This window comes from Bacteroides sp. 51, assembly GCF_010500965.1.
Classification (GTDB): domain Bacteria; phylum Bacteroidota; class Bacteroidia; order Bacteroidales; family Bacteroidaceae; genus Bacteroides.
The window spans coordinates 1-26,451 of record NZ_QVMI01000044.1 but is presented as its reverse complement, the minus strand read 5'-3'; the positions used below and the strand labels follow the sequence as shown (position 1 = coordinate 26,451).

Below are 26,451 nucleotides of genomic sequence, written 5' to 3'. Positions count from 1 at the left end.
CACAGATGGGACACCCTATTTGAATACAAATAAATTATAACTCACTGAATGTCAGTGGAAACGAATTTGAATGAGAGAAAAGCGCCAAACTCAGGAAAGCATTAATGAGGGTGTGTCTATGACACACCCCTATTAATAGATTTCTGATAGTCTCTTGGTGTCATATTAAACTCCGTCTTGAAACAGGTTGTAAAATACTTCGGATCGGAGAAACCGGAAGAATATGCTACCTCTGCAATAGAGATAGATGAGCTTTTCAACATCTGGCAGGCATGTTTCAACTTGATATTCCGGATGAATTCGACAGGAGAGAGTCCGGTCATCGTTTTAATCTTCCGGTATAAAGACGATTTCGACATATGAAGCCGCTCGGCGAAGATATTCACATCGAAATCAAACTCAGACAAGTACTCTTCAATGATAGCGACGGCTTTCTTCAGGAACTCTTCATCAATGGAAACATACTCCAATCGGGAAATATTGATTTCCACATCAGATTTAAACTCCTCCTGTTTGCTCTTCTTGTTTGTAACGAAGTTGTTGATGCGCGCTTCCAGTACCTTTAGGTCAAACGGTTTAGATATATATCCGTCTGCTCCGGCATTATAACAGTCAATCCGGTCGTCCGTACTGCTTTTGGCCGTAAGAAGAATGATTGGGATGTGGCTTGTTTCCAGGTCCCCCTTCAATTTCTTGCAAAGTTCCAGTCCATCCATTTCGGGCATCATCACATCACTGATAATAATGTCTATGTTGTTTTCGGCGATAACCGAGAGCGCTTCTAATCCATTCATCGCGGTGAGTACCCGGTAGTATTTCGATAATATGTTGCTGATTAGTTTAAGCAATTCTTCATTGTCCTCTACCAACAGGATGGTAGTACCTTCTTTATTGCCATTCTTTTCTTCATTCAATTCTTCCTCCGAAGCCAGATTCATATCCTTTTCATAAGCGATAATATCCTCGGATTTACCCAATTCAAGCTCGTTATAACTATCCCGGTCGATAGGAAGGGTGATCATGAAGCTCGTTCCGCAATTTACCTGGCTTTCTACGTTGATCGTTCCGCGGTGTAACTCTACAAGGTCTTTGGTCAACGACAATCCGATACCATTGGTTTCACTGCCATTGCCTGTCTTATTATTATAAAAACGAGTGAACACATGTTGGATATCCTTCGGTTGAATGCCTACGCCGGTATCGGTTATTTTGATAAACAGGTGTGGATGTCCTTGTTTATCATATTGTTCCAACCTGATCTTAACCTCACCACCCTCCGGTGTATACTTAAAGGCATTGGATAGCAGATTGAATATAATCTTATCTATTTTATCGGCATCGAAGTAAGCGGGGATTTGATTCGGTTCCGAGTAAAAGTGAAACGTTATATTCTTCTTATCCATTAAAGGCAGAAAGTTGGTATAGCAGGTGTCTTTTATGAACATAACAATATCACCGTATGAAAGTTTTAACTTCATATTCCCGCTTTCTACCTTCCTGAAATCAAGGACCTGTTGTAGCAGTCTTCGCAACCTGTTGATGTTAGATCGCATGGTATCGAAGTGTTTAATCTTATCTTTATGTGTAGTCTCTACATCATCTATCAGGCAGGAAATGATGGTGAGTGGCGTCAGGAAATCATGCGATATGTTTGTGAAATACCTGAGTTTGATCTGGGTCAGTTCTTCTGTTTTGTCTTTCTTGATCTGTGCAATCTTCAACTCATTGCGTAGTTTTATCCTGTTCTTTATGGTACGGAAAGAAATATAGGCCAGGAGCAGGAATAAGGTGACATAAATGACATAAGCCAGGTTGCTTTCATAAAACGCGGCTTGTTTGTATATTTTTAATTGGGCAACCTGGTCACTCCAAAGACTGTATTCGTCGGTGGCTTTGATATAAAACGTATGGTGTCCTTTTTTCAGTTCACTAAAGATGGCAAACTGACGATTCTCTTCCGGGTAGATCCATTCATCATTAGTGTGGTCCATTTTGTAGGCATAATGGATTTTGGATGGCGATGCATAATCTAGTGAGGAGAAGTCTATCTCAATATTTTTGTCATCCGGGCCAAGGGTCAGGACTTGTGATTGGATATCAAATTGTTTGTTATTGTTTTGTAAAAAGACCGATCGATTGTTGATTTTGATATCAGTGATCAGTGTGCGCGGATTTCTGGCTGTTGCAGATAGTTTAGATGAAGGGGTAAATGCGGTGATTCCTTTATTCCCACCGAAATAAACTTTACCGTTTTTATGCTTATAGTACGATCTGATATTGAAAGAATTAACCTGCACTCCATCCGATTCGGAGTAGTATCTCAGTGCGCTGTTACCGGGATTGTATTCCGTTACTTTATTGTTAGTTACAATCCAGATGTGCCCATAATCATCGGATACGATATTTAAGATACTTTCTCCGGTCATCCTTAATTCTTTAGAGAGGTCGCGGAAGTTTTTCTCGACAATATCATATACAATGACATTACCTTCTTTGGTCCCTATCCATACTTTACCGTTGATGTCGGCACAGATGGCTTCTACGTTATTGCTTTTTAGTTCGGAACTGTTGCTATTGAAGTTTTCTACAATGATGTTGTTCGTGTCGGAAAAGTTAGTTGCCGGAATCCTGTAGATGCCGGAGTTTTTGCAACTGATCCATACGCTTCCCCGCGTGTCTTCCGTAATACTTGTTATGCTGTTTTCTGTAAAAGGAACCTCTTTGATTGTATCTGTATAATAGGGCTTTACGAAAAGGCTGGTGGTGGTTACGATCCAGATATTATTCCTTTTATCCTCAAAGAAAATATATGCCTCCCCGCCATTTTCTTTTATGTTGCTTAAATCAATCTGGCGGGAAAGGGTGATATGACCATTCTTTTTCTTCAGACAGTGTATGATAGACCCCACTTCTGTTCCTACCCAGATTTCATCGGGTATGGAACGGAAATCGGAAATACAATTCACAAGGTTTATGCCGATAAGATTCTTTAATGCTGGGTATTCGTTGAATAAAGATACTTTATTTTGTTTAGGATTGAAAAATGCAAGGCCTTGTCTGTTCTGGTTTATCCATATATCGCCTTCATCATCTTCATATATAGCAGTAACGTTGGGGGCTGTGCCGGTTTGCTCTTTTATCGTGGATAATGGATAGTTCTCAATAAGGGGTTTGTCGAAATTGATAACGAGCACCCCTTCACCATATGTACCAATCCATAAGTTTCCGGTTCGATCTGTGATAATCTCACTAAATATATTATTGTAATTGTCAAACATATGCGATATATCGATGTCTTTCCAACCATTGTTCTCATCATATTGCACGGCATGCAAACCAGAAATGGACATGAACCAAAGGGATTGGTTGTGGTTGTCCTGTGCGATACTGAAGAATGTATTTTCCGTTGTCTCTTTGCCATTGACTAACAGATGTTGGCGTGTGTACATATGTTCCTTGTCGGCATTTGGATTGAACCGGTAGATGCCATCGCCCCATGTGCAAATCCAGTAATTCTTCTGGCTGTCCTGGAATATTTTAAAAGGGTTATTTGTCTCACCTACTGGTGGATATTCAACAAAACGGTCTTGCTGTGCATCATATTTGTAGAGTCCGTTTCTCCAGAGAGTGGCCCATAGGTTGCCTTCCAGATCTTCGTATAGGAAATTAAGTCCTCCCCACGGGATGGATTCGTCATAAATTTTGTATGAGGTCAGATGGGGTGTATAACAATAAATATGGGAGCTTGTTCCAATCCAGACCTGTTGGTCTTTAGTAGTAACAATGGATTTTATTTCCTGATCTTGTAGCTCTTTGCCTGGGAAAGCTTCAATCTGATATGTCTTTTTATTTAATAGATTAAGTCCTTTCTTTGTTCCGATAAGTAAATAATCGCTTGCCGTTTCCCCAAAACAATTAATCTCATTGTTCGTAAGGAGAGTGGGGGTATTCAAATCGGACTTGAAAGTCATCATCCGATAGGCGTCGTAACGGGAAACACCATCTTCCGTACCAAACCACATGATACCTTCACGATCCTGATAAATCCGGCGGACAGAATAGGAGGGTAGTTGTTCCGTGATTTGGATCGGTTTAATCGCAACTTGTTGGGCATAAGTAAGTGAAAACCATGCAAAGATTTGCAGAAGAATGAATGAGTTTCTCTTTTTTAAATTCATAATTAAATTCTCTTTCCTGTATAAGTCTTTCCGGAATACAATATTATAAAGAATAATTCTTTTAATCCCTTTCTTTCAAAACTAAAGTTCATGTTTTACCCTCTAGAAACAAAGATTGATCTATTTTTAAACCTTCACTGAATGAATTTTCCACTTTTAACAACACGCTATCATTATGATTTATTTACTAACTAAATTGGTCGAATATTACTCCATTCCTTTTTTTCTTTATCTTCATATTTGCAGGCAGCGAGGCGTTGCCCACATCTTGCCATTAAGAGATCGAAGCCCTCTCTAGGTGAGTTATTGTTTCAACTCTAAGACTTAATAAATTATCTCCTAGAGATAATATGACCAAGATGTACATCTCGGTAATCTTATCAATAGAAGATAAATGGTTTATCATACTATGGGAAACCGGTTATCATTAAGAGATAACCAAAGAACTAAAGAAGGTAATGATGGCGTCTTATTGACTCGGTTTTAGGATTATAGTATCTTCTTGTGAGATATTTATATAGTGTTAAACTTAGGAGTGGTACGTTGCCACCCGTAATTATTTGATTTATGAAAAAACACAGTTTGTTGAAGAAGAAGTTGTGGCTCTCGTTGGAGAGTAAGCGAAGAATGCTTCTTCTGGTTTCTTTTCTTTTGTTAGGAATTTCTGTGGGTTGGTCACAGATAGTCAGTGTAAAAGGAGTTGTAAAAGACTCTATGGGTGAGCCTGTTATTGGGGCCAGTGTACTCCAAAAAGGTTCTACGGTAGGTACGATTACGGATCTGGATGGTAATTTTACCCTATCTGTACCAACCAATGCTACGTTAACCATTAGTTATATTGGTTATGAATCTCAGGAAATAGCTTTGAATGGTCGTTCCTCTTTAATTGTGACATTGAAAGATGATACACAAACATTGGACGAGGTTGTTGTTGTAGGTTTCGGTACCCAGAAGAAGGTCAACCTGACCGGCTCTGTGGGGATAGCAACTGCCAAAGAATTGGAATCACGTCCCGTAATGAATGCTACACAAGCCCTTCAGGGTTTGGTTCCCGGTTTGCAAATCACTACTAATACAGGTGAGTTGGATAAAGATATGAGCATCAATATCCGTGGTACAGGTACCATTGGCGATGGATCAAGCGGCAGTCCACTTGTATTGATCGATGGTATGGAAGGTGATATCAATACCATAAATCCGCAGGATATCGAATCCGTTTCCGTATTAAAAGACGCGGCAGCATCTTCTATTTACGGCTCACGTGCACCTTTCGGTGTAATTCTTGTTACCACCAAAAAAGGGAAAGCAGGTAAAACAGTTATCAACTATAATAATAGTTTCCGTTTCAGTAGTCCCATAAACATGCCCGAGATGATGGACTCCTATACCTTTGCCAATTTCATTCAACAAGGATATACCAATTCCGGTTGGGGAACATTCTTTAGTGACGATGTAATGAAGCAAATGATTGACTTCCAGGCAAAAGGCGGAACCAATGCAGGTGGATTACCAACAGACGGAAACGTATGGGGTAAACCTGCGGGAGACCCTTACAATAAAGGGTACGCGAATACCGATTGGTACAAGGAAATATATAAAGATAATAACTTCTCCCAGGAGCATAACTTAAGCCTAACCGGAGGTACCGAAAAGATAAACTATTATGCTTCATTGGGTTATTTAGATCAAAGCGGTACATTGCGCCATGGCGGTGATGGATTGAAACGCTATAACGTATCAGGTAAAATAAATGCCGAACTGACTTCCTGGTTAGATTTCAGCTACAGCATGCGTTTTGTACGTACAGATAACCATCGCCCAACATCCTTTGGTGGAGGCTTTTATGAGGCTCTTGGTCGCCAAACATGGCCTAACTTGCCCGTGTATGATGAAAACGGTTATTATTACAGTTCCCCATCTCCCGCTATGGGATTGGCACTAGGAGGTGAACGTAATGTGCAGAGCGACAGAGTAAGTCATCAGGGAGCTTTCATTATTGAACCGATAAAGAACTGGATAACAAACGTTGAGTTTAACTATAGTACCAGCACATGGGATGTACGTGAAACCTCTTTACCTTATTATAATCATGATGTCAAGGGAGACATCATAAATACCAATGGTACATCAAGTCTTTATCAGGATCACAAAAAAGAAAACTACCTGAACTTAAACATTTTCACAAGCTACACCCACTCCTTCAATGACGCACATAACTTTAAAATCATGGGCGGATTTCAGGCAGATGAGATGAAACAATCTTTCTTCTCTGCCAAAAGATATGGATTGCTGATTGAAGACCTGGCCGAACTTGATTTAACCAGTAACCTGGATGGCGAAGGCAAAGACAAAGCAATCGAAGCAGGTGGTTATCGCCACGAATGGGCTACAGCCGGTTTCTTCGGACGTTTGAATTACGATTATAAAGGACGATATCTGGCCGAAGTAAATATGCGTTATGACGGTTCTTCGCGCTTCCGTAGCGATAATCGCTGGGATTTGTATCCATCCTTTTCTTTAGGTTGGAACATTGCCCGCGAAGCATTCTGGGAACCTTTGCAAGATGTAGTGAATACCCTGAAACTGCGCGGATCATATGGTGAACTGGGTAATCAAAATACAACAGGATGGTATCCTACTTACCGTAAAATGGAACTGGGATCGGCCAACGGCGACTGGTTGCAGGGAGGTTTAAAACCCAATACAGCAAGAGTGGGTGAATTGATTAGTACGGCACTTACGTGGGAAACCGTTCGTTCATGGAACGTTGGTTTAGACTGGGGATTGTTTAATAATCGCCTTACCGGATCATTTGATGTGTACACCCGTTTTACGGACAATATGGTAGGTCCGGTTCCCGAACTACCAAACGTACTCGGTATTGGTGCTCCGAAATCCAATAACTGCGACTTGAAGAATACAGGTTGGGAACTGGAACTGGCTTGGAACGACCGCTTACGTAATGGTTTGGGATACGGTGCAAAACTCATGTTATCCGATGCTAAAACCATTATTGATAAATATCCGGGAAATCCAACGAACTCTGTTTGGTCCTATTGTGCCGGACGGGAAATTGGTGAAATCTGGGGATATGAAACGGTAGGTATCGCCAAAACACAGGAAGAAATGAATGCCCATCTGGATAAAGTAGGCGGACAACCTTTTGGATCAGAATGGGGTGCAGGCGACATTATGTATAAAGATCTGGATGGTAAACCCGGAATTTCAGAAGGTGCCGGAACACTCGAAGATCATGGCGATTTGAAGGTGATTGGAAATAACACTCCACGTTATCATTTTGGTATTGATCTTTCGGCCGATTGGAAAGGATTTGACTTCAGAGCATTCTTCCAGGGAGTGATGAAACGCGATTATTGGCAAAACAGTAATCTGTTCTGGGGAATTAAGGAAAGCGAATGGTGGTCCACCGGTTTGAAAGAACATGGCGATTACTTCCGCGGTGAAGCTATCGGAATAGACGGACATTTAATTTCGGCGAATACAGATTCATATTATCCCCGCCCATTGTTTGGCTGGGGATCAAATGGTCCGGGAAAGAACCAGAAACAACAAACCCGTTACCTACAGGATGCATCTTATATTCGTTTGAAGAACCTTCAAATAGGCTATACATTGCCAACATCGTTGACCAATAAACTCTCTATCAGTAAATGTCGTATCTATGTTTCGGGAGAAAACCTGTGGACTGGAACCTCACTTTCCAAATTATTTGATCCTGAAACCATCAATGGTGGTAATACGGACAGCAATGCAAATGGTGCAATCAAGAGTGGAGGTAATGCTTACCCACTTTCAAGAACATGGTCATTTGGAATTAGCGTAACCCTTTAATCTTTTAAATATCAGAAAAATGAAGGATAAAAATATAAAATCATTCTTTGCATTGATAATGGCTTTGAGTCTTATGTCATGCAACGATTTCCTCGATAAGGAACCGATGTCAAATGCTTCACCCGAGCAATATTTCTCAGATGCATCACAATTGGCAAACTATGCCAATAGAATGTATCCCGATATACTTTCTTCTCATTCCAATTGGAGTTATGGCATATTTGGCAATGATAATGATACGGATAACCAAACCGGTGTAACGGCTCATGACCGTTTTACTGCCGATCGTTGGAAAGTAGCACAGAAAGAAGATAATAACTGGAAGTTTGAGCAAATTTACCGCTGCAATTACTTCTTTTCCATGACGCTTCCGGCTTTTGGTGAAAATATGGATGGCTCCGCCAATACTATTGGAGGAAACCTGGCCGATGTAAAGCACTATATTGGTGAGGTGTATTTCCTGCGGGCATGCGAATACTTCAAACGCTATCAAATGTTTGGTGACTTTCCTATTGTAACCGAACCGCTACCCGATGAAATGGAAGCGCTTCGTCAGGCAGCCAAACGTCAACCGCGTAACGAAGTAGCCCGCTTTATTCTTTCCGATCTGGATCATGCTGCCACATTAATGAGCGACAAGAATATGGCTACTACACGTATCAATAAAGATGTTGCTTTATTACTGAAATCAAGAGTAGCGCTTTACGAAGGTACATGGTTGAAATACTTCAAAGGAACAGCCTTCGTACCGGGTGGAACCGATTGGCCGGGAGCAGCTCAACATACTAATTACCAATTTCCTAGTGGAAGCATCGACAATGAAATCGCTTTCTTCCTACAGGAAGCAATGGATGCCTCGAAGGCTGTTGCCGAAGCCTATAAAGGAAATCTTACCGAAAATACAGGTATTTTCCAACAAGAAGGCGATGCTGCAAATCCATACTACGATATGTTTGCCCAGGAAGATCTGTCGGGTGTGAAAGAAGTACTTTTGTGGCGTCAATATGCTCGTGGTTTGGTTACGCACAATGTAAATCCGGCTGCCTCGCGTGGAAATTACCGTATTGGAGTAACCCGCGGCTTTGTAAATAACTTCCTGATGTTGGATGGAACACCGGTTTACACACATGGAACCTATGCGGATGGCGATAGTTACTACAAAGGCGATAAGACCATTGCCGATGTACGTGTAAACCGCGACTCTCGTTTGTCTGTCTTCCTGAAAGAACCCAATCAGAAAAATGTACTGTTCGAACTTGATAATAATGAAGGAACAGATGTGGTAATGGTAGAGCCTTATCCGGAAATAACAAACGGAGATGGTGAACGCGGATATGCCACCGGATATGCTTTGCATAAGGGTGGGTCGCTCAACCGGAAACATTATAGTAATGGAGGCGGATACACCGCTGCCGTTTGTTACCGCGCAACAGAAGCCTTATTGAATTATATGGAAGCAAGTTATGAGAAGAACGGAACATTGGATGCAACTGCACGCGATTATTGGACCATCATTCGTCAACGTGCCAAAGTAAATACAAACTTTGATAATACCATTGCTTTGACAGATATGTCTAAAGAAGCAGAGAATGACTGGGGAGCTTATTCTGCCGGAAACCTGGTTGATCCGACTTTATATAACATTCGTCGTGAACGCCGCAGTGAATTCATTGCCGAGGGGCTTCGCTATATGGACTTATGCCGCTGGCGCTCAATGGATCAGTTAATGACAAAACCATATCATATTGAAGGATTCCATTTGTGGAATACCCCTATGGAAAGTTGGTATAATGACCTGAGAGCCGATGGAAGCAGTGATGCCAATGTATCGTCAAAAACGCAGAGCGAATATTTGCGCCCTTATCAGCGCAATTCGGGACAAGCAGGTTATAATGGTATGACATGGAAACTGGCTCATTACCTGCAACCTATTATGGTAAAACAGTTCCAACTGACAGGAGAGAATGGCGATATATCAACATCTACGTTATATCAAAATCCATACTGGCCGGTTGAAGCGGATCAGGCTGCAGAAAGATAAACTATAGGTATCAAGGTAAAAAGGTTTTCAGGATAACATTCTGTTGTATCAATACAACGCAGTCAAACTCTCCTCCTTTAGGCAGGAGGAGAGTCTATGCAGCATAAAATGCTCACTTTGAACGTTTAATAGAACATATTGAATGATAATTCAACCTCCAAGTTCTACCCTCTTCTTATATTTGCAACAAAGACATAAAAGTTATGACATCAAAAGAACTATTCCTATCTTTATTAATAGCTATTCTTCCTTCCTGCATCCATGCACAGGAATATGAACTGGTTTGGAGTGATGAATTTAATCACGTAGGTACTCCACATCCCGACTCCTGGAGTTTCGAGAAAGGCTTTGCCCGCAACCATGAACTACAGTGGTATCAACAAAATAACGCCTGGTGCAAAGACGGTTTGCTAATCATAGAAGCCCGGCGCGAAAAAAGAGAAAACCCGCTGTATGAAGCAGGAAATACCCAATGGAGACAATCCCGACCATACATAGAATATACCTCCTCTTCCATTAATACAGCCGGGAAACATGAATTCCTGTACGGTCGTTTCGAAATCAAAGCTCGTATTCCCATCGGTGGGGGAGCTTGGCCGGCCATCTGGACACTTGGTAAAGATATGGAATGGCCATCAAACGGCGAAATAGACATTATGGAGTACTACCGTATTAGAGGTGTTCCGCATATTCTTGCCAATGCTGCTTGGGGAACAGAGCAGCAATACAATGCCAAATGGGCTTCCAAAGCCATTCCTTTCTCTTATTTTACAGATGAAGACCCTGATTGGGCAAATAAATTCCATATATGGCGTATGGATTGGGACGAAACAGCTATCAAACTCTATCTGGATGATGAACTCTTGAACGAAATCCCCCTTGAACAAACTACCAACGGCTCATTGGGCAACTTTGCCAACCCTTTTAAACAACCACATTATCTATTATTAAACCTTGCTATTGGCGGTGATAATGGCGGAGAACCCGATATAACCGCTTTCCCCATGAAGTATGAAATAGACTATGTTCGTGTCTATCAAAAGAAAAAAGGCATTCGTTCAGGTGAAATCTGGCCGGATGATAAAGGTGTCCATATCAATGCCCACGGTGGGGGAGTGCTCTGCCACAACGGAACCTACTACTGGTTTGGTGAGCATAAAAGCGAAAAAACAAGCTCCGCATTAGTCGGTGTAACCTGTTATTCATCTACCGACCTCATAAACTGGAAGAACGAAGGCGTAGCTCTTCCCGTTTCCGATGATCCCGATAGCGATATTATAAGTGGTAGTGTGATGGAACGCCCTAAGGTAATCTATAACGAGAAGACCGGGAAGTTTGTAATGTGGTTCCATTTGGAATTGAAAGGCAAAGGATATGCTGCCGCCCGTGCCGCCCTTGCTATTAGTGACACTCCAACCGGTCCATATACTTATGTTCGTTCAGGACGGGTGAATCCGGATATCTATCCGTTCAATATGACGAAAAAAGAACAAAAGGCAAAACTTGATCTTAAGCAATTCGAAAAATGGTGGACGCCCGAATGGTACGATGCCGTAAACAAAGGTTTGTTTGTGAAACGTGATCTGGAAAGTGGGCAAATGTCGCGCGACATGACTCTATACGTAGACGATGATGGAAAAGCTTATCATATCTACTCTTCCGAGGAGAATCTGACTCTTCAGATTGCTGAACTAACTGATGACTATCAAGGCCACACCGGAAAATATATCCGTATATTCCCCGCAGGACATAACGAAGCTCCGGCGATCTTCAAAAAAGATGGAACCTACTGGATGATTACTTCCGGCTGCACAGGCTGGGACCCCAACGAAGCTCGTATGTTTTCCGCCCCATCCATTTGGGGACCCTGGACACAACATCCGAATCCATGTCGGGGAGAAAATGCAAAATTAACCTTCGGCGGACAAAGTACGTATATCCTGACAATACCAGGGAAAACAGAGAATCAATACATCTTTATGGCTGATATTTGGCGACCTAAACTTCCGATTGATGCACGTTACATTTGGCTGCCTATTCAATTTGATACCGATGGAACTCCGTTTATAGAATGGATTAATGAGTGGAAGCCGTAAGCCTAATATATATGAAAAATATATGGTATGAGAGACTATAGATTTGCAATAATCCTGATTCTATTTTCGGCTATTCCCATTGCTGTTCAGGCATTTAGTCATGACATTACACGCCGGTTGGAGTTCAAACAAATCAACTCACTGAATGGACTACCTAATGACGAAGTGCAGAAAGTATTCCAGGATAGGGAAGGTTTTATGTGGTTTGCTACCCGCTACGGATTGTGCAAATACGATGGTTATCAGGTAACCACTATAAAATCCGATGTATATAACCCGGACTTATTAACAAGCAATAATATCCGTTGTTTGGGCGACGATGCGGATCATAATCTGTGGATAGGTACATTTGAAGGGGTGAATGTTTTAAACAAAGCAACAGGAGTAGTCCGAAAAGGAGATGCAATAAAGGCGCGCAACGGTAATGTTCCCTCGATTTTAGTGAGTAAGGATAATACGGTCTGGATTAGTTTTGATACCTGTTTGTATCGGTATAATATTCAGGGTGATTCTTTAGAGATCGCCATAGATGAAGATCTTGATAAATTGTTCTATGGTTCAGAAAATGAATTGTTCGAAGATTCGGATGGTGATATCTGGATTGGCTCCTGGAACAGTGGACTGTATCGTTTCTCGCCTTCTAAAAAGAAATTATATACTTACCCTCCATTTAACCCGGGAAATTCCGCTCATACCATATTCGAGGATTCCCGGAAAAACATCTGGATAGGTAGTTGGAATGAGGGGCTTTATCTTCTGGAAAATCCAAAGGATATGGAACGTTTATCCTGGAAGGTGTATAAAAACGAGCCGCATAATCCATCCAGTTTATCTGATAATATTGTTTACGCCCTGAATGAAGACTTAAATACCGGAACCCTATGGGTGGGAAGCCGGAGCGGTGTTAGTATTATGTCTTTGGACCGCCCAGGTGAATTTATGAATTATACTCCCACCGGGTCTTCTTATTATATTCCTCACAATGAAATTAACTCCATCATACGCGATAAATCGGGTAAGCTCTGGCTTGGCTCTATTGGTGGAGGGGTTTTTATGGTCGATACCCATAAGCCTCAGTTCGAACATTTCCATTTCGAAGCACCCGATAAGAGTGTGCTTACCGTAGCCGTGCGCTCTTTGTTTGTAGATAAGGATGAAATGGTTTGGATGGGGATTGGCAATTACGGAGTGGCCCGCTATGATCGTATTGCCAATAAATACTTGTTTTATTCTGCAATACCGGAATTCTCTGAGATAAGGAATATGCCTACCACATATTCTATTATCCAGCGTAAAGAAACGGGCGATTTATGGTTTGGGTCTTATAATGGCGGAGTATATATTTATAGAAAAGGTCAGAAGGTAGAGCAATATATGCCGGGCAACTCGGATTTTGTTATGCATCACATCGTAACAGCTTTGTACGAGGATCAGCAGGGAAATTGTTGGGTTGGAACCCGTACCGGCTTAGGTGTAAAGCGTGCTGATGGGGTGGGCCATCTGTTCAAGAATATGAGGGAAGGTGAAACGGATCTTTCTTCCGCGTATATACGCGATATCATGGAAGATACGAATGGAGATATCTGGTTGGCAAGCACGAATTTGGGTTTGATTCGTATCTCGGGTGATGTCTATCATCCGGAATCTCTTCAATACACTAGCTATTCAATTGAAAACAAAAAGATTATAGCTAAGAGCATTATCTGTTTGAAACGCGATTCGCAAGGCCGGTTGTGGGTAGGTACGGAAGGACATGGGCTGTTTCTTTATAATCATCAGGAAGATAGGTTTGAGAGTAAGAGCATTGAGTATAATCTGCCCGGCGATTTGGTGGGCAGTATTGAAGAAGATGGTCGGGGAAATTTGTGGCTGGGAACGAACAAAGGGCTGGTCCGGCTGTCGGTGAGCCAGGATACTAAAACGGCCGAGTTGCGGGTGTACACAGCGGTTGATGGTTTGCAGAATAATTTCTTCATTCCACACTCTTCGTGTCAATTTGGAAATGAATTGTTCTTTGGCGGATTTGGCGGATACAATAGCTTTAAACCGGATTATCTGGATATAGATGCAAGGGATGTACCTTTTCAGATAACGGATATCAAGGTCTATAATAAGTCGTTTTCTGCATTAGATGAAACGGTTCGTAACCGGATATCTTCTCAGACTCCGACTTTCACTCAGAAGATAGAGATTCCATACAATTACAATAATTTTAATCTTGAATTTGCGTCGCTTACCTATAAAAATCCCGAATTGAACAAGTACGCTTACAGGCTGAATGGGTTTGATAAAGATTGGCAGTATACCGATGCTACCCGTCATTTTGCTTATTATAACAATCTGGAAAGTGGTACATATACCTTCCAGTTGCGGGCAACGAATGAAAATGGAATATGGAGTGGTCAGATGCGCGAACTGACAGTGGTTGTTCTGCCTCCGTTCTGGGCCACCTGGTGGGCGTATCTGATTTACTTTTTGATTACCATTGCTATCGTCTATTACGCCTACCGGGTAACGAAGAACCGCATGGTACTTAAAAACAGTCTGGAATTGCAGAAAATGGAAAAAGCGAAAGCCGAAGAACTGAACCATGCTAAACTGCAATTTTTCACCAATATTACACACGAACTTCTCACTCCGCTGACCATTATTTCGGCAACGGTAGATGAGTTGAAGATGCAAGCTCCTCAATATACAAATCTTTATCCGGTGATAAGTACTAATATACAACGGCTCATCCGTTTGCTACAACAGATTCTGGAATTCCGCAAGGCAGAAACCGGTAATCTGAAGCTGCGTGTTTCTCCCGGCGATCTGGCTGTGTTTATACAGAATGAAGCAGAAGCTTTTCAGCCGCTGATTAAGAAACGTAAATTGCACTTTTCTATTCTCTGCGATCCGGATACGATTTACGGATATTTTGATACCGACAAGTTGGATAAGATACTTTATAACCTCTTTTCCAATTCGGCGAAATACAGTCATGAAGGCGGATTTATACAAGTCAACCTGTCGTATGCCAACACCAAAGACTATGTGTTGATAACAGTGAAAGACAACGGTAAGGGGATTTCACTGGAAAAACAAAAGACGTTGTTTAAACGCTTTTATGAAGGCGATTATCGAAAGTCGAATACCATTGGAACCGGAATCGGGCTTTCTTTGGCAAAGGATCTGGTAGAACTGCATGGTGGAACCATTTGGCTGGAAAGCGAGCAGGATAAGGGGGCTACATTTTTTGTGCGTTTACCGATTGAACGTTCTTACTTCAAGGAAGAAGAAATTGATGAAGATGTGATTCCGATAACCAAAACGGTTTCGGGCATCGAAGCAACTCCTATTGAATCTGTTGGTACTAAGGAGGATAAGAAATATTCTATCCTTGTATTGGAAGACAACGAAGACCTGTTGCAGTTAATGATGACCCTGCTGAGTAGGGAATATAATGTTTTTACAGCAGAGAATGGAAAAGAGGGAATTGTAATTGTCGAGAATGAAGATATTGATCTGGTAGTTTCCGATATCATGATGCCCGAAATGGATGGCATTGAATTTTGTAAATACATTAAGGGAAAGCTAGAGTTTAGCCATATCCCGGTCGTTCTGCTGACTGCTAAAAATAAAGAGGAAGATAGGGCGGAGGCTTATGAATCGGGAGCAGACGGATTTATTAGTAAACCATTCAATCTTGCTGTGCTTCATGCACGTATCAAAAACCTGCTGAAAACAAAAGAGCGTACTGCCCGCGATTTCAAGAATCAGCTCGTATTCGAGGTGAAAGACCTGAATTATACCACGATTGATGAAGAGTTTATGCAAAATGCCATTGATTGTGTCAACCGCCATCTGGATGATCCTGATTTCGACCAGCCCCAATTTATTGAAGAAATGGGTACAAGTAAATCTACTCTATACAAAAAACTAAAATCCCTCACCGGACTAAACACATCTTCTTTCATCCGTAACATTCGCCTGAAAGCAGCGATTAAGATAATGGAAGAGAAAAAAGAAATCCGTGTGTCTGAATTAGCTTATGCCGTAGGTTTCAACGATCCCAAATACTTTAGTTCTTGCTTCAAAAAAGAATTCGGAATATTACCAACGGAGTATATGGAACGATTCTTAATCAGTTAATGAAACGGGGTTGAATGGTGGTTGGGTTTTGAGTATAACGGGTTGGAAAGGAATTGATTCTATGCTGACTTCAACATCCACCCCCTGCCTCCGCCAGGCTGTGTAAAAACTCAGGATCAGGTACGTCATTGCGAACCGTAGGTGAAGCAATCCAGCTTATATGTCTTGTGAACTGGATTGCTTCACCTACGGTTCGCAATGACGTACCCAAATTCTGATTTTTCACACAGCCTGGCGGGGGCAGGGGGTGGATGGTTGAGATAACGTATAACCCTACAGAAACACTTAACCCTACAAATAATATCCAAACCTGCTTGAAATAATATTTAAACCCATTGAAACTAACATCTTTTCTTGCAAAACTTAAGTCGGTTGGTTGCAACCAGCTCATTGGCCGGTTATAACCAGCTTATTAGCCGGTTGCAACCAGCCAATTAGCCGGTTGCAACCAGCTAACTAAATTTGCATAGAAAAAGAAGTTATAATTGACACATTCGAAAGTTGATTTCAGGCAGAAAGCAAATAAAGTTATTTCCCCTTCCGCCCTTTTGTAGAAACAACTATTTCAATACACATACCCTGGTCGAATTATAGTTCAAAAAGGCAGAATACCCCAAATTCGACCTCTGCGAACCATATTTCACGTCCTTTAAATTTTGTTCACACTATATTCGCTTCCAGAATGATTTCGTTTAATTAATGTTTAATCTTAAAGTTCATACTAGATGAAAAAACTAAAAACTACTCATCGACTTGGACATATTAAAGTCTTCACTGCTTTATTAATATGTATTAGTCTGTTCTTGAACATTCAGTTGTTGAATGCTCAAAATCAAAAAATCAATGTAACTGGTGTAGTTAAAGATGCAACGGGCGAAACCGTTATTGGCGCCAGCATACTCGAAAAAGGAACAACCAATGGTACCATTACAGACATCGAAGGAAAGTTCTCGCTTTCCGTATCCCCCAAAAGCTCATTGGAAGTCAGCTATATTGGCTATGCTCCGCAGGAAATTCCTGTAAGCGGAAAGACCTCTTTCAATATCACGTTGAAAGAAGACAGCGAAATGCTCGACGAAGTAGTCGTAGTAGGCTACGGTAGCATGCGTAAAAAAGACCTGACAGGTTCTATCGTTCAGATTCGTCCGGACAAATTGGCCAATGAAAGTCCTAAGAATGTACAAGACATCCTTCGTGGAACGCCGGGGCTACATGTAGGCTATGATGCCTCTGCCAAAGGTGGTGGTTCGCTTCAATTGCGCGGACAACGTTCGGTTTATGAAAAAGGCGGTCACAACGATCCGCTGATTATCTTAGACGGAATGATGTTCTACGGCGAACTCTCGGAAATCAACACAGACGATATCGGACAAATCGACGTATTGAAAGATGCTTCGGCCGCTGCTGTATACGGTGCAAGAGCTGCCAGTGGGGTAATCATCATTACAACAAAAAAAGGTAAACTGGGGTAAACCGGTAGTAAACGTAAACATGTCTGTAGGAGCTACCACCAGAAGCTCTTATCGCGAAATGTACAGCCCGGACGGATACATGCAGTACAGGGAAGACTGGTATAAGAAAGATACCTACGGCATGAATACCGAAACCGGAAGATACGAAGCCTACCAAACAAGCATGAAAGATAAGCCCGGCTACTACGACCGTCCCGAAAACCTGGGCCGCTATGGCGTTACGGCAGAACAATGGAGAACCTACGCAAACAATAGCGAAACCTCCGACCGCGGCATCTATGGTGAACGTCTGGGACTGGAAAGCGCGGTATTACAAAATTACATCAACAATAAAACGTTCGACTGGTATGACCATACCTTCCGCACCGGACTCAATCAGGATTATAACGCAAGCATCTCAGGAGCCAGCGAAAAGATGAATTACTATCTTTCATTGGGATACCTCAAAAATGAAGGCGCTGTGTCATACGATGACTATCAATCCATTCGTGGTAATATGAAAGTAGAAGGTAAAGTCACCAAATGGTTTGAAATCGGAGCGAATGTAAACTTCCAGGATCGTAGTGACGGTAACCTGCAACCCGGTTTGAAAACCGACTATTGGGAAGCCAACCAGATTCGCAACTCCCCCTTTAGTGATTATCGGAACGCAGATGGAACGTTGGCTCAATATCCTATGGGAGCCGATGTAAAGAGAGGCCATAACTACGATTTCGACAGACAATACCTTGAACTGGAAAAAGGATATACCGTATTGAACACAATCTTTACAGCTAAAGTGAAACTACCTTTTAATATTACCTATTCGTTCAATGCCTCTCCACGTTTCCAATGGTTCTACGACCGTTACTTCATGTCGGCCGATCTGCCCGGTTCAAGCCCTATTGATAGAGGGGTAAATCGCGAACAATCCAAGCGCTTCGACTGGTCGCTCAACAATACAATTTCCTGGGACTATACCTTCCTGGATAAGCACCATGTGAACCTGACCTTAGTACAAGAAGCCGAAGAACGTCGCTTCTGGAAAGATAAAATTGAGTCACGCAACATTCAACCCTCCGATGCATTAGGATTCCACAATACGCAAAACGGAACGAAAGAAAATAGTAGCTTCTCAACCGAAGATACACACCAAACAGCAGATGCCTTGTTGGGAAGACTCTTCTACTCGTATGACGATCGTTATATGGTGACTGCCTCCGTACGCCGGGATGGATATTCGGCATTCGGACAAAACAATTCATATGCCACCTTCCCATCCATAGCACTGGGCTGGAACTTCGCTAACGAAAAGTTCTTCAAATGGAACGACATCATGAGCACAGGTAAACTGCGTTTGTCGTGGGGTAAGAATGGTAACCGTTCATTGGAAGATCCCTACGTGTCTTTGCCCAACCTCGGTTCAGGAACCGGTGGAACAATGGGATACATAAAACCCAATGGCGAACTGGATGAAGTGAAATACCTGATGGTAGACCGTATGGCCAACCCTAACCTGAGATGGGAAAAGACAACCTCCTGGAACTTTGCTTTAGACTATGGTTTCCTCAACGACCGTATCACAGGGTCTATTGAGTATTACAACATGAATACCACCGATATGATTATGTGGCAAAGCCTGCCCGGATTCACCGGATTTGGTTCCGTAATCTCCAATCTGGGCGAAGTCTCAAACCGCGGTTTTGAATTCTCCATCAACTCACAGAATATCAGAACAAATAACTTCGAATGGAACACCACCTTCAATATTTCATACAACAAGAATGAAATTAAACACTTGTACTATGAAACGGAAGATATACTCGATGCCAATGGCAATGTAATTGGTCAGAAAGAAATGGACGACAAGAGCGCCAGAGATGGTAAAGGATGGTTCATCGGTAAAGCCATCAGCGAAATCTGGGACTACCGTGTTACCGGCATCTGGCAGGAAAGCGAGTTCGAAGAAGCGAAAAGACACGGACAAAGACCGGGTGACCCGAAAGTGGCCAATAACTATACCTTAGATGATGTTGTAAATCCGGACGGAAGCGTTACCCCTGTTTATAATGATAAAGACAAGGAATTCTTAGGACAAACAGCTCCTCCGGTGCATTGGCAATTGCGCAACGACTTTACGTTTTGGAAAGACCTGACTCTTTCGTTCAATATCTACTCCTACATGGGGCACAAGAGTCTTGAAGGCTATTACCTGAACCAAGATAATGGCGGATCATTGATAACCTACAATTTCAATACACCCGAAAAGAACTACTGGACACCCGAGCATCCAACCAATAAGTACGGACGTCTGGATGCACAGGGACCAAAGGGCATTACAGGTGTACGTAAACTATATAACCGTTCATTTATTCGTCTGGAAAATATATCTGTTGGCTATACACTACCGAAAGAATGGGTACGCAAACTGGATATGGAAAAAGTAAAAGTTTACGGCTCCGTAAGAAACGTAGCCACATGGAAGAAAGACTGGGAATATGGTGATCCCGAAACAAGTGGTCTGGCTACCCGTGTATTCACATTCGGATTAAATGTTACATTCTAAACATAAACAAGAATAATTATGAAAAAAGTATATATAAAAAGTAAGATAATGGTGATGGCTCTTACATCAGTAGTAGGTAGCTCCCTGTTATTTAATAGTTGCTCAGAGAGCTTTTTGGAACCCGATCCGCTATCATTCTACGAACCGGAATCGACATTTACCACAGAATCCGGTTTAAAAGCCGCACTGGCCGTAGCCGACCGCCATCTGCGCTCGTACTGGATGAATGTTTCGGCCAATACCAACTCTGTAGTTGCAGGAACCGAACTCATGTTCTCGGATTTGGCTGTTTATGGTAAAACCGATGCGAACGTAGGAAGCGTGAACTTCGATGTAGCTACCGGTTTAACGCCTACCGGCGGCGCAAGTGGCCCCGGAGGTAATGATGGAAATTACATAAACCATTTCTGGGCCGAAACATATACAGGTATCAAATATGCAAACACCATCCTTTCTTATGTAGACAAGGTAACAACACTCGATGAAGCAACCAAGAACATGTATAAAGGTCGTGCTTACTTCCACCGCGCTTACCGCTATATGGGATTGGTGTTTCAATATGGCGACGTGCCTTTGGTGACGAAGATCCTGGAAGTTCCCAAGCAAAACTACCGCTCAACCAAGAAAGAAGCTATCCTCGAAATGATTACTGCCGATATGGAAAAAGCAGTAGAGTGGGTGCCTGAGCAAGCAGATATGACCTATATAGGTATGGTAAACAAAGGCGCTTGTAAGATGTTGCTCGCTAAATGCTACCTGGCTACAGGGCAATATAAGAAAGCAAAAGACCTACTGGATGTAATCATCAGTAGCTCCGGATATGCTTTAATGGAAAATCAGTTTGGTGCATTCAATCCCGGCGGAGAACCGGAAACATGGCCAATAGACCGTAACGTAATCTGGGATCTGCACCGTCCGGAAAATAAACTGATTGCAGCAAATAAAGAAGTCATTATGGGTATTCCCGACAGAGGAGCCGACTCGTTTATTGAATTTAAAACCATGCGTATATTTGGCCCGCTTTGGCAAAACGGTAACTTGAAATCTCCGGATGGAAAAACAGTCGAAAAGTATGCACGCAATAACGGAAACTACAGAAAAGACTTAGACTGGACCAGAGCCATCGGTCGTGGAATCGGTACATTCCGCCCTACTTACTTTGCACAACAAAAACTATGGGTGGTGAACGGAGTGGAAGATGAAGACGATTTACGCCACAATACCACAGTAGGTAACTGGGTGAAGATGACTTCCTTGAAATATAATCATGCCAGTGATGCATATCGCGGAAAAAACCTAATGCTTTATTCGGATAAGGATATATATAATGATAAAGGTGAAATAACCATGCGCAAGGGCGACCTGTTGTGTCAGGATACCATCCGTTCCTGGTTCGACTTTCCACACTACAAACATTTCTTGAATGATGTGGTTCGTGAAGCAGATATGGGTGCTGTCGACTTTGACGGGGCTACCAAAGGTGGTACGGCCGACTGGTATCTTTACCGTTTGGCAGAAGCATACCTGCTTCGCGCAGAAGCTAAGTTTTATCTGGACGATGCAACAGCAGTAGACGACGTGAATGCCATACGGAAAAGAGCAAAATGCTCGCAACTTTATTCCGGAAAAGTAACTATCGGCGATATTATGGACGAACGTGCCCGCGAACTTTACATGGAGGAATGGCGTAACATGGAGTTGACGCGCGTGTCATACTGTCTGGCATTGAGCGGAAAACCCGATGAATGGGGAAATACATACGACTCAACATGGGATAAGCACAGTGGAACGGAAGTCGGTGTAAATACTCCAAGTAGCTACTGGTATAAACGTGTAACTCTTTGCGGGGCAATGTACAACAAAGGACCTATCCGTTCGGCAAATAAAGAAATAAACTATAGAATGGACAAACGCAATGTTTACTGGCCTATACCCGATTCGGCTATCCGGGCCAATAAACGTGGAAAACTTGCCCAGAATTATGGATACGACGGTTATGATGCAAATGTACCTATGTGGGAAACATGGCAGGAAGCTGTTGCCGATGAAGAATTAACAGATTAGTATATATAGGTAAGATTGTTTTTAGGGTACTAAATGTACATAGGTAGTTCCTTTTTGAGAGAACTTAAAACAGGAAGTCTTGTGTAGTGCAAAACTTCCTGTTTCTTTTCTCTTTGCTACTATCTTCCTGTTCTGACGATCTGCTTTGATTTGTCAGAGTGCAAAAATCAGTCAAATAGGTAGACTAATGATTCATATTTTCCAGTTTGCCGTGATTTGATTATTGGAGGATTCATATTTATATTTTATATCCCTACATTTGCTGTACCATACCATTAGAACTCAACCATGAATACCAGTAAAACCGTCTTGTTATCATTCCTGATTATGTTCCTGTTGCTACCGGTTCAGGGCGTTCAGGCGAAAAAGAAAAAAGAGTCAGCACCTACCGATCGTGAGTATTGGTGTAACCTCTTATACCAAATGTCGGCACCTGTCCTGAAGAATATGAGCGAGGGGAAACTACGCGCGAATATGCAGGTAGAACTCAGTCCCTCGTGGGATGGCCGCGATCAGGATGTCACTTACATGGAAGCATTCGGACGCCTGATGGCGGGACTTGCTCCCTGGCTTTCTCTTCCCGATGATGAAACTCCGGAAGGCTTGCAACGGAAACAACTTCGTGAGTGGGCATTGAAAAGCTACGCACATGCCGTTGATCCCGATAGTAAAGACTACTTGCTGTGGAACAAACACGGACAGGCATTGGTCGACGCGGCGTTCATTGCCGAAAGTTTTCTGCGTGCCCCCAAACAACTTTGGGAACCGTTGGACGATGTGACTAAACAGCGCTATATCAAGGAATTCCAGGGATTACGCCGTTTTACTCCGGTCTACTCAAACTGGATGCTGTTTGTAGGTACAATCGAAACTTTCCTCATGTCGATTGAGCAAGAATACGATGTTTATCGTATTGATATAAGTCTGCGGAAAACAGAAGAGTGGTATGTGGGCGATGGATGGTATTCGGACGGGCCGGAATTTGCATTCGATTATTACAATAGTTTTGTGATTCAGCCCATGTATGTGGAAATTCTGCAAGCATTGCATGCTGCCGGAAAATCGCCACGGGTGAATGAACAACGTTTAAATAGAGGTATGAAACGAATGCAGCGATATAGTGCCATTCTGGAACGAATGATTTCTCCGGAAGGTTCTTTCCCGGTATTTGGCCGCTCAATGACGTATCGGATGGGTGTATTTCATGTGCTGTCATTATTGGCTCTTCAGGAACAGTTGCCCGAAGGTATTTCCAACGGACAAGTACGCGCGGGTTTGACTTGCGTAATGAAGCGTATGTTCGCCGATCCGGGGAACTTCAACGAAAGCGGTTTTCTGCAACTCGGGTTTGTAGGTCATCAACCCAAGTTGGCAGATGTATATACAAACAATGGAAGCCTTTATCTGACGACTTTAGGATTTCTACCGTTGGGACTTCCTGCCGATCATCCGTTCTGGACAGATGCACCGGCAGAATGGACGGCAAAGAAAGCATGGTCGGGCATGGATTTTCCTAAAGATAAGGCGTTTCATGACAGGTAATTCATAATTCATAATTCAAAATTCACAATTCAAATGAATAGGTATAAAGTAATATTCTTGTGTATTTGTGCAGTGGCTTTCGCTTCCTGCCAATCCCGGGAATCACAAGCAGATAAGGTAATTGAGATTATACATAAGGTAAATAATTACTGGCAAACCAATAATCCCAAACATGGTAATTCGTTCTGGCACAGAGCAGCTTACCACACCGGAAACATGGAAGCCTATAATTTAACCAAAGAGCCTGAATATCTGGAATTCTCCCAGGCATGGGCAGAACATAACCAGTGGAAGGGGGCTAAATCGGATAACAAAGAGGAGTGGAAATACACCTACGGCGAAACCGACGAGTATGTACTTTTTGGTGATTTCCAGACTTGTTTCCAGGTGTATGCCGATCTGTACAACCTCGATCCTGCCGATTATAAAATAGCCCGTGCCCGTGAAGTGATGGAGTACCAGATGAGTACTGATTATAATGGATATTGGTGGTGGGCCGATGGGCTTTATATGGTAATGCCTGTAATGACTCGTTTATATAACATCACCCGGAATCCGTTGTATCTGGAAAAAATGCATGAGTATCTGCTTTTTGCCGATAGCATCATGTATGATGCCGAAGCCGGATTATACTATCGGGATGGTAAATACGTGTATCCTAAACACAAAAGTGTAAATGGTAAGAAAGATTTCTGGGCACGTGGCGATGGTTGGGTGTTGGCTGCATTCGCCCGGGTTTTACAAGACTTGCCTGAAGATAATAAATACCGCGACGAATATATCGAACGTTTCCGTGTGATGGCTAAAGCCGTAGCCGCTTCTCAACGCCCCGAAGGATACTGGACGCGCAGTATGCTCGATCCGGAACATGCTCCGGGACCGGAAACCAGTGGAACCGCATTCTTTGTTTACGGCATCTTGTGGGGAATAAACAATAACTTTTTGTCGAAAGAAGAATATGCCCCCGTTGCGGATAAAGGATGGAAATACCTGACCACCGTAGCCTTGCAACCCGATGGAAAAGTGGGTTACGTTCAACCTATCGGCGAGAAAGCCATTCCGGGACAAGTGGTAGATGCCAATTCGCAAGCCGATTTTGGGGTAGGGGCTTTTCTGTTGGCGGCATGTGAAATGGTGCGTTATTTGCAATAATTAATAATTAAAATTTTACCTGATGAACTGGAAAATCGTATTACCCTGTTTGATGCTATGTGCTTTAATAACTTCTTGTAATCAACCGAAAAAAGCACCTCGGAACATGCCTGCCGAAGAAGATATGTCGGCCTACCTGATGGTTTACTTTACCGACCCTACCCATAGTTTGTTTATGGCTGTGAGCGATGATGGATACTCATTCACGGCAGTCAATAACGCTCAGCCGATAATTGCAGGGGATACCATTGCCAGTCAGAAAGGTATACGCGATCCGCATATATATCGTGGTCCTGACGGTGCATTTTATCTGGCTATGACCGACTTGCATATCTTTGGAAAAGAAAAAGGATACCGGACCACTCAATGGGAGCGCGATGTGGAGGCTTACGATTGGGGAAACAACCGGGGATTTGTTCTGATGAAATCTTACGATCTGATAGAATGGACGCGTAGCAATGTTTTTATCCAGGATGCCTTTCCGGGTTTAGATGTTGGATGCGCTTGGGCTCCTCAGACAACGTATGATCCTGTAGCTAAAAAAATGATGCTTTATTTCACTATGCGAATCGGTCATGGAAAAACAAAACTCTATTACGCTTATACAGACGATGATTTTACCCGTTTGACGTCCGAGCCGCGTATTCTCTTCGACTATCCGAATCCTGATGTTCAAATATTGGATGCCGATATCACTCATCTACCCGATGGACGTTATTGTATGACTTACGTAGCACAGGAGAGTCCGGGTGGAATTAAAATGGCAATGTCCGATAGCATTCATAGTGGTTATCAATATGATGAACGATGGATTGATACTGAACCAGGTGCATGTGAAGCTCCGAACGTATGGAAGCGTATCGGTGAAGATAAATGGGTACTTATGTATGATGTCTTTAGTGTCAATCCCCATAACTTTGGTTTCTGTGAAACATCCGATTTTATCACTTTTACGGATTTGGGGCACTTTAATGAAGGGGTAATGAAAACAACGAATTTCACCTCGCCCAAACATGGGGCAATTATTCAGATCACCGCAGAAGAAGCCGATAGATTGAAGAAGCATTGGACGTTGTAGTATATTGTACAAGGGCATATTCTTCCTTCTTCCTTAAGTCTTTAGTGTATAACGGATTGGAAATGAAGGGATTTTAACCGCAGAGTTACGCAGATTAACGCAGAGTTTAAGTTACGATGCCGCAGGGAAAACCTAAAAAACTGCGTTAATCTGCGTAACTCTGCGGTTAAAAATTAATTCATAACCCTTCAAAGAACTTCCTCAGACTACACCTTTCCTTTTCTTCCGGCGTTATCCACCCTTGGCTATCGTAATAGTCATATAATGTATTTACCTTATCTATACATGCATTAAAGG

8 protein-coding genes and 2 pseudogenes are annotated in these 26,451 nt (G+C 42.4%); 9 read left to right on the top strand and 1 reads right to left on the bottom strand.

Annotation, left to right across the window (positions count from 1 at the left end):
• Nucleotides 1-116: 116 nt before the first annotated feature.
• Nucleotides 117-4,178, bottom strand: a complete 4,062-nt coding sequence (locus D0T87_RS21795; RefSeq protein WP_163178083.1) for a hybrid sensor histidine kinase/response regulator transcription factor — start codon at nt 4,176-4,178, stop codon at nt 117-119.
• Between the two features lie 627 nt (nt 4,179-4,805).
• On the opposite strand from D0T87_RS21795, the gene D0T87_RS21790 reads away from it, so the two are divergent.
• The 9 genes and pseudogenes from D0T87_RS21790 to D0T87_RS21750 form a co-directional block, all read left to right on the top strand.
• On the top strand, nt 4,806-8,030 hold the full coding sequence (locus tag D0T87_RS21790) for a TonB-dependent receptor (protein WP_239063844.1): 3,225 nt from the start codon (nt 4,806-4,808) through the stop codon (nt 8,028-8,030).
• Between the two features lie 19 nt (nt 8,031-8,049).
• Entirely contained in the window at nt 8,050-10,071 is a 2,022-nt protein-coding gene (locus D0T87_RS21785) for a RagB/SusD family nutrient uptake outer membrane protein (RefSeq protein ID WP_163178079.1), read from the top strand.
• Nucleotides 10,072-10,274: 203 nt separating this feature from the next.
• The gene (locus tag D0T87_RS21780; protein WP_163178077.1) at nt 10,275-12,167 is read left to right on the top strand and encodes a family 43 glycosylhydrolase; all 1,893 of its coding nucleotides are present in this window, start codon (nt 10,275-10,277) and stop codon (nt 12,165-12,167) included.
• A gap of 27 nt (nt 12,168-12,194) precedes the next feature.
• A complete protein-coding gene (locus D0T87_RS21775) occupies nt 12,195-16,301 on the top strand; it encodes a two-component regulator propeller domain-containing protein (RefSeq protein ID WP_163178075.1) in 4,107 nt (1,368 codons plus the stop codon).
• A 725-nt stretch (nt 16,302-17,026) separates the two neighbouring features.
• Nucleotides 17,027-20,318, top strand: a pseudogene (locus D0T87_RS21770) (SusC/RagA family TonB-linked outer membrane protein).
• A gap of 18 nt (nt 20,319-20,336) precedes the next feature.
• On the top strand, nt 20,337-22,382 hold the full coding sequence (locus D0T87_RS21765) for a RagB/SusD family nutrient uptake outer membrane protein (protein WP_163178073.1): 2,046 nt from the start codon (nt 20,337-20,339) through the stop codon (nt 22,380-22,382).
• A gap of 288 nt (nt 22,383-22,670) precedes the next feature.
• The gene (locus tag D0T87_RS21760) at nt 22,671-23,924 is read left to right on the top strand and encodes a DUF2264 domain-containing protein (RefSeq protein WP_163178071.1); all 1,254 of its coding nucleotides are present in this window, start codon (nt 22,671-22,673) and stop codon (nt 23,922-23,924) included.
• A gap of 33 nt (nt 23,925-23,957) precedes the next feature.
• Nucleotides 23,958-25,076, top strand: coding sequence for a glycoside hydrolase family 88 protein (locus tag D0T87_RS21755; RefSeq protein ID WP_163178069.1), 1,119 nt, complete (start codon nt 23,958-23,960; stop codon nt 25,074-25,076).
• Between the two features lie 106 nt (nt 25,077-25,182).
• Nucleotides 25,183-26,154 (top strand): annotated as a pseudogene (locus D0T87_RS21750) (glycoside hydrolase family 43 protein); the annotation flags it as partial.
• Nucleotides 26,155-26,451 lie beyond the last annotated feature (297 nt).

Excerpts from the sequence above, each read along its gene's own strand:
- D0T87_RS21785 (WP_163178079.1), top strand. The coding sequence starts at position 8,050 with ATGAAGGATAAAAATATAAAATCATTCTTTGCATTGATAATGGCTTTG.
- D0T87_RS21775 (WP_163178075.1), top strand. The coding sequence starts at position 12,195 with ATGAGAGACTATAGATTTGCAATAATCCTGATTCTATTTTCGGCTATT.
- D0T87_RS21765 (WP_163178073.1), top strand. The coding sequence starts at position 20,337 with ATGAAAAAAGTATATATAAAAAGTAAGATAATGGTGATGGCTCTTACA.
- D0T87_RS21760 (WP_163178071.1), top strand. The coding sequence starts at position 22,671 with ATGAATACCAGTAAAACCGTCTTGTTATCATTCCTGATTATGTTCCTG.
- D0T87_RS21780 (WP_163178077.1), top strand. The coding sequence starts at position 10,275 with ATGACATCAAAAGAACTATTCCTATCTTTATTAATAGCTATTCTTCCT.
- D0T87_RS21755 (WP_163178069.1), top strand. The coding sequence starts at position 23,958 with ATGAATAGGTATAAAGTAATATTCTTGTGTATTTGTGCAGTGGCTTTC.
- D0T87_RS21795 (WP_163178083.1), bottom strand. The coding sequence starts at position 4,178 with ATGAATTTAAAAAAGAGAAACTCATTCATTCTTCTGCAAATCTTTGCA.
- D0T87_RS21790 (WP_239063844.1), top strand. The coding sequence starts at position 4,806 with ATGCTTCTTCTGGTTTCTTTTCTTTTGTTAGGAATTTCTGTGGGTTGG.